Origin of the sequence: Pseudomonas sp. F8002 (assembly GCF_013385495.1) — a bacterium.
In the GTDB taxonomy this organism is placed as follows: Bacteria; Pseudomonadota; Gammaproteobacteria; order Pseudomonadales; family Pseudomonadaceae; genus Aquipseudomonas.
The window spans coordinates 1-6,068 of record NZ_JACAPW010000052.1 but is presented as its reverse complement, the minus strand read 5'-3'; the positions used below and the strand labels follow the sequence as shown (position 1 = coordinate 6,068).

The window sequence follows — 6,068 nt, the reverse complement described above, 5'->3', positions numbered from 1 at the left end:
AAGAGCGGAACCCATATCAGCCGTTACCAAAAAAACGGATATGTACTCCGAGCCAAAAGCCGGACCAACTTCAACGTCTTCTGTGGTCACTTATGGAAAAGTCAAAGCTTCGCAAAACAGGAATGGCCCTGGCCCTGGCAATCGCCGCCGCCCTGACCATCTACACCGTGCAGGCCCCCGCAGACGCGCCGCAATACCTGACCGCCACCGCCGAGCGCAGTGACATCGAAAACGCCGTCCTGGCCACCGGCCTGCTCGAAGGCGTCAAGCAGGTCGATGTCGGCGCCCAGGTTTCCGGCCAACTCAAATCCCTGAAGGTCAAGGTCGGCGACAAGGTCAAGAAGGGCCAATGGCTGGCCGAAATCGACCCGTTGATCCTGCAGAACACCCTGCGCAAAGCCCAGGTCGACGAAGAAAACCTCCAGGCCCAACGCCGCGCCACCGCCGCGCAACTCAAGGAAACCAAATCCGTCTACGAACGCTATCAGGGCCTGCAAGAGGACGAATCCGTGTCCCGCCAGGACTTCGAAACCGCCGAGTCCAACTACGAGGTACAGCGCGCCAACCTGATGTCCCTCGACGCCCAGATCAAAAGCGCCCACATCCAGATCGACACCGCCAAGATCAACCTGGCCTACACCCGCATCGTCGCGCCAATCGACGGCGATGTAGTGGGCATCGTCACCCAGGAAGGCCAGACCGTGATCGCCAGCCAACTGGCACCGGTGCTGCTCAAACTCGCCGACCTGGACACCATGACCGTCAAGGCCCAGGTCTCCGAAGCGGACGTGATCCACATCAGTCCGGGCCAGCAGGTGTATTTCACCATCCTCGGCGAGGCCGACAAACGCTACTACGCCAAATTGCGCGGCACTGAACCTGCCCCGCAAAACTTCCTCGAAACCCAGACCGCCGGCACCCCCAAGCAAAACACCGCGGTGTTCTACAACGCGCTGTTCGACGTACCCAACCCCGACCACCGCCTGCGCATCGCCATGACCGCTCAGGTGCGCATCGTGCTCGACACCGCCAAGGCCGCACTGACCGTGCCGGTGGCCGCACTCGGCCCGCGCAATGCCGATGGCAGTTTCCCGGTGCGGGTGCTGGACGCCAAGGGCAAGGCCAGCACGCGGCAGGTGCAGACCGGCATCAACAACAACGTCAAGGTGCAGATCCTCGATGGTCTGGCCGAAGGCGACAAGGTGGTGATCGGCGACCCATCGCCTGCCGTGGCGGGGGGCTGATTGATGACTCAGCCACTGCTGGAGCTTAAAGGCATCGTGCGCAGTTTCATGGCCGGTGACCGCGAATTCATTGCGCTCAAGGGCATCGACCTGACCATCCACGCCGGGGAAATGGTCGCGATCACCGGGGCCTCGGGTTCGGGTAAATCCACTCTGATGAACATCCTCGGTGGCCTCGACTACGCCACTGCCGGCAGCTACAAGATCAATGGCATCGAAACCCGTACCCTGGGGGATGAGCAACTGGCCGAGCTGCGCCGCGACTACTTCGGTTTTATCTTTCAGCGTTACCACTTGCTGGCGCACCTGAGCGCGTTGCACAACGTGGAAATGCCGGCGATTTATGCCGGTACGCCGGAAACCGCCAGGCACAGTCGCGCCGGGGAATTGCTGGCACGCCTGGGTTTGTCGGGGCATTTGACCCATCGCCCGAGCCAGCTGTCCGGCGGCCAGCAACAGCGCGTGAGTATCGCCCGGGCCTTGATGAACGGCGGCGAAGTGATCCTCGCCGACGAACCCACCGGCGCCCTCGATACCCACAGCGGCAAGGAGGTGATGCGCATACTGGCCGAGCTGCACGCCGCCGGGCACACGGTGATCATCGTCACCCACGACCCGAAAGTCGCGGCCAATGCCCAGCGGATCATTGAGGTGCGCGATGGCGAGATTGTCAGTGATCGCGCCAATCAGAGTGTCGGCCTCGACCTGCCCACCGAAGCGCCCATCGAGCCCAAGCGCAGCGGTGCGCGCAAGTTGGTGGCGAGCCTCGGGCTGTTCAAGGAGGCCTTCAACATGGCCTGGGTCGCGCTGATTTCCCATCGCATGCGCACCTTGCTGACCATGCTCGGCATCGTCATCGGCATCACCTCGGTGGTGTCGATCTCGGCCATCGGCGAAGGCGCCAAGCGCTATGTGCTCAAGGACATCCAGGCCATTGGCAGTAACACCATTGATATCTTTCCCGGCAAGAGTTTTGGTGACAGCCGTGCGTCAGCCATCGAGACGTTGTTGCCGTCGGATGTGGACGCGCTGAACCAGCTGTATTACGTCGACAGCGCCACGCCGGTGGTGGGGCGCAACCTGTTGCTGCGTTACGGCAATATCGACCTGGACGCCCAGGTCAACGGGGTCAGCGATCGCTATTTCCAGGTCAAGGGCCTGAAGCTCGAAGCCGGAATTACCTTCAGCGAAAGCGACGCCCGGCGCCAGGCCCAGGTGGTGGTGATCGACCACAACGCGCGCCATCGACTGTTCGCGCCCGGCGTGGATCCGCTGGGTCAGGTGATCCTGGTGGGCAACCTGCCCTGTACGGTGATCGGGGTGACGGCCGACAACAAAAACATGTTCGCCGCCAGCAAGGCGTTGAACGTGTGGGTGCCGTACGAGACGGCAGCGGGGCGGCTGTTGGGCCAGCGTCATCTGGACAGCATCACGGTGCGCATCAAGGACGGCCAGCCGAGCAAGGTGGTGGAAGAGAACGTCACCAAGCTGATGTTGCAACGTCACGGCACCAAGGACTTCTTTACCAACAACCTCGACAGCATCATGCAGACGGTGCAGAAAACCAGCCGTTCCCTGGCGTTGCTGCTGTCGTTGATTGCAGTGATTTCGTTGCTGGTGGGCGGCATCGGGGTGATGAATATCATGCTGGTGTCGGTGACCGAACGCACCCGCGAAATCGGGATTCGCATGGCAGTGGGCGCGCGGCAATCGGATATTCGCCAGCAGTTCCTGGTGGAAGCGGTGATGGTCTGCCTGATTGGCGGGATGATCGGCATCTCGCTGTCATTCGCCATCGGCTATCTGTTTTCGTTGTTTGTGAAAGAGTGGGAAATGGTGTTTTCCCTGGGCTCGGTGGTGACGGCGTTTGCGTGTTCGACGTTGATCGGGATTGTGTTCGGGTTTGTGCCGGCGCGGAATGCGGCGCGGTTGGATCCGATTGAAGCCCTGGCCCGGGATTAGGCCGGGCAGAGATCAAAAAATGTGGGAGCGGGCTTGCTCGCGAATGCGGTGGATCAGTCACACATGTATTGACTGACACTGCGCATTCGCGAGCAAGCCCGCTCCCACATTTGTTCCTCGGTGTTCTAGAGAGTGGCGTTTTCTTCTGTGGAATACATCCACCGCATCAATGAATGCCGGCCACTGATGCCCATCTTGATCGCTGCCCGCTTGAGGTAGCTCTCGATGGTATTGACCTTCAGTGCCAACTGCTCCGCCAGTTCCGGCGCGGTACGCCCGGCCAGCAGCCCCACGCACACCTCAAGCTCCCGGCTGGACAGGGCCAGCCCCGATTGCGCGAGGCGCTCTTCAAAGCGCCGGCGCAAGGTGTCGATGCCTTGTTGCTGCGGCGCTTCGCTGTCCGGATCGCTGGGTTGCAGGGCGCTGATGTGTTTTTCAACCATCGGCAGCAGCAGGGAGGAGAAGTCTTGCAGGATGATCCGCTCCTGCTGGGAAAAACTTTCGCAGGGGTTGGAGCGATACACCGACAGCACGTAGCTGACGTCATCCTTGCGCCGGGTCAGGTGCAGTTGGGCGGCGGCCTGGGCCTCTTCCTGCCCTGGCAGCGGGTCGGTGTACACCGGGCTGATCCCCGTCATTCGCGAACTGCCTGCCTTGCGCGGTGAACTCACAGGCATTTGGGTGATGTGCGTGGCGTCGACCGCCAGTTGGGTGAGGATCAGGTCATGCAGCATGCGCGGGAAATGCCGGCTGCCGGTGCTGGCGATGACTTTGCCAATGTGGGGGAACAGGTGTGAGTTCATCATTTCATCCATGAGTTTCAATGAGGGCGGCGTACAGGGCAGTGATCTCCATGACTGCCGCCTCGTATGCTAGTACAGGCTTTCGCAAACGGGCCAATGAATGGATCAAATTTTTTGCGGTGCAGGGCGCAACGGGAGAAGCCCGACCTTTTCAGGCCGGGCTATTGATAAACGTCGCGCCTGCCTGTGAATTTACTTCAAGCGTGATGAACGTTGTGTTGCACCGCCCGGGATTTCGGCTTTACGGCACAGGCCTCCAGGGCTTGGGCAACGTCGGCCAGCAGGTCGGCGACATCCTCAAGGCCCGCCGAGAGTCGCACCAGCCCTTCGGAAATCCCGTGGTGGGCGCGCTGCTCCGGGGTGTAGGTGGAATGGGTCATGCTGGCCGGGTGCTGGGCCAATGACTCGGCGTCCCCCAGGCTCACGGCCCGGGTGAACAGCTTGAGGGCGTTCATGAAGCGTCGGCCCATGTCGATGCCGCCCTTGAGTTCAAACGCGATCATGCCGCCGGATTGTTTCATCTGCCGCGCGGCCAGTTCGTATTGAGGGAAGGAGCGCAGGCCGGGGTAGGTCACCCATTCCACCAGGGGGTGGGCCTGCAAGGCTTCGGCGATGGCCAGGGCGTTGCTGCAATGGCGGTCCATGCGCAGGGCCAGGGTCTTGAGGCCGCGCATCAGCAGGGCGGCGTCCTGGGGTGACATCACCGCACCGGTCAGGTCCTTGAGCCCTTGCAGGCGAATGCGCTGGGCCAGGGCCTGGCTGCTGACGGCGATGCCGGCGGTGATATCGCCGTGGCCACTGAGGTATTTGGTGGCCGAGTGCACCACCACGTCGGCGCCCATTTCCAGCGGGCGTTGCAGGTAGGGCGTGCAGTAGGTGTTGTCCACCACCACGGTGATCCCGGGTTGCCGGTGGGCGATCTCGGCGACGGCGGCGATGTCCACCAGTTGCAGGTTGGGGTTGGCCGGGGTTTCGAAGTAGATCATGCGCGTGGCCGGGTTGATGGCCTCGCTCAGGGCGTTCAGGTCGGTGAGGTCGACGTGGCGCACCTTGATGCCGAATTCGCCGATGCCGTGGTGCAGCAGGGCGAAGGTGCAGCCGTAGAGGGTCTGGCTGACGATGATTTCATCACCTGGGCGCAGCAGGGTCCAGAACGTCGCGGCAATTGCGCCCATGCCGGAGCTGAAGGCGACGGCGGCTTCGCCGTTTTCCAGGGTGGCCATGCGCGATTCCAGCAGGGCCAGGGTGGGGTTGGAGATGCGGGTGTAGAAGTGTCCGCTCTCTTCGCCGGCGAAGCAGGCGGCTCCGTATTCGGCGGTGGGGAAGGCGAAGGTTGCCGACAGGTAGATGGGCGGCACGAGGGCGCCGTGGTGGTCCTGGGGGTCATAGCCGTGATGGATGGCGCGGGTGGAAAAGCCGAACGTGTTGTGTTTATTTTTCATGGTCGGACGCTCCTTATTTCCTACAATGCTATGCTTATAACGGCGGCCGAACGTTCCATAGTTTGCTGGGAAAAGCCGGTAGATTGGGATGAAAAACAATAAAAACGACGTTTTGAGGCAAGATATGCCCATGCATCTGGATCGGACTGACAAGGCACTTTTAAACGCCTTGCAGGGTAATGCGCGGTTGACGGTGGCGGAGTTGGCGGAGCGGGTGTCGCTGACGACTTCGCCGTGTTGGCGGCGGGTGAAGAACCTTGAGGACAGCGGGGTGATCGGCGGTTATCAGGCGATCCTGTCGCCCAAGGCGCTGGGGTATGGGGTGACGGCGTTTGTCAGCATCATGATGGATACGCACTCCCGGGAAGTTGCCCGGGCGTTTGAGCAAAGGTTGCTGGAGATTCCCGAGATTGTGGCGTGTCATAACGTTTCGGGGCGGTATGATTTTTTGTTGGAAGTGGTGGCGAAGGATCTGGAGTCGTTTGGGGAGTTTGCGCGGGAGGTGTTGCAGGGGTTGCCGTGTGTTAAGGAGATTTACTCGAGTTTTTCTTATAAGTCGGTGCGGCCGTTGCGGGTGATTCCTTTGCCGGAGTGATGGTGTACATATCCGTTTCTTC

At 61.3% G+C, this 6,068-nt stretch carries 5 protein-coding genes; 3 read left to right on the top strand and 2 right to left on the bottom strand.

Annotated elements, in window-relative coordinates:
• Positions 1-92 precede the first annotated feature (92 nt).
• Together macA and HX811_RS31095 are read left to right on the top strand one after the other, a co-directional pair.
• Entirely contained in the window at positions 93-1,244 is a 1,152-nt protein-coding gene (gene macA / locus HX811_RS31100) for a macrolide transporter subunit MacA (protein WP_177048739.1), read from the top strand.
• A 3-nt stretch (positions 1,245-1,247) separates the two neighbouring features.
• Positions 1,248-3,206, top strand: coding sequence for a MacB family efflux pump subunit (locus tag HX811_RS31095; RefSeq protein ID WP_003212489.1), 1,959 nt, complete (start codon positions 1,248-1,250; stop codon positions 3,204-3,206).
• Positions 3,207-3,331: 125 nt separating this feature from the next.
• On the opposite strand, the gene HX811_RS31090 is transcribed toward HX811_RS31095, so the two are convergent.
• Together HX811_RS31090 and HX811_RS31085 are read right to left on the bottom strand one after the other, a co-directional pair.
• Positions 3,332-4,021, bottom strand: a complete 690-nt coding sequence (locus HX811_RS31090) for a helix-turn-helix transcriptional regulator (protein ID WP_087695226.1) — start codon at positions 4,019-4,021, stop codon at positions 3,332-3,334.
• Positions 4,022-4,206: 185 nt separating this feature from the next.
• A complete protein-coding gene (locus HX811_RS31085) occupies positions 4,207-5,451 on the bottom strand; it encodes a methionine gamma-lyase (RefSeq protein ID WP_102369466.1) in 1,245 nt (414 codons plus the stop codon).
• Positions 5,452-5,575: 124 nt separating this feature from the next.
• On the opposite strand from HX811_RS31085, the gene HX811_RS31080 reads away from it, so the two are divergent.
• Positions 5,576-6,046: an Lrp/AsnC family transcriptional regulator gene (locus HX811_RS31080; RefSeq protein WP_008430161.1), complete on the top strand. Its 471-nt coding sequence runs from the start codon at positions 5,576-5,578 to the stop codon at positions 6,044-6,046.
• Positions 6,047-6,068 lie beyond the last annotated feature (22 nt).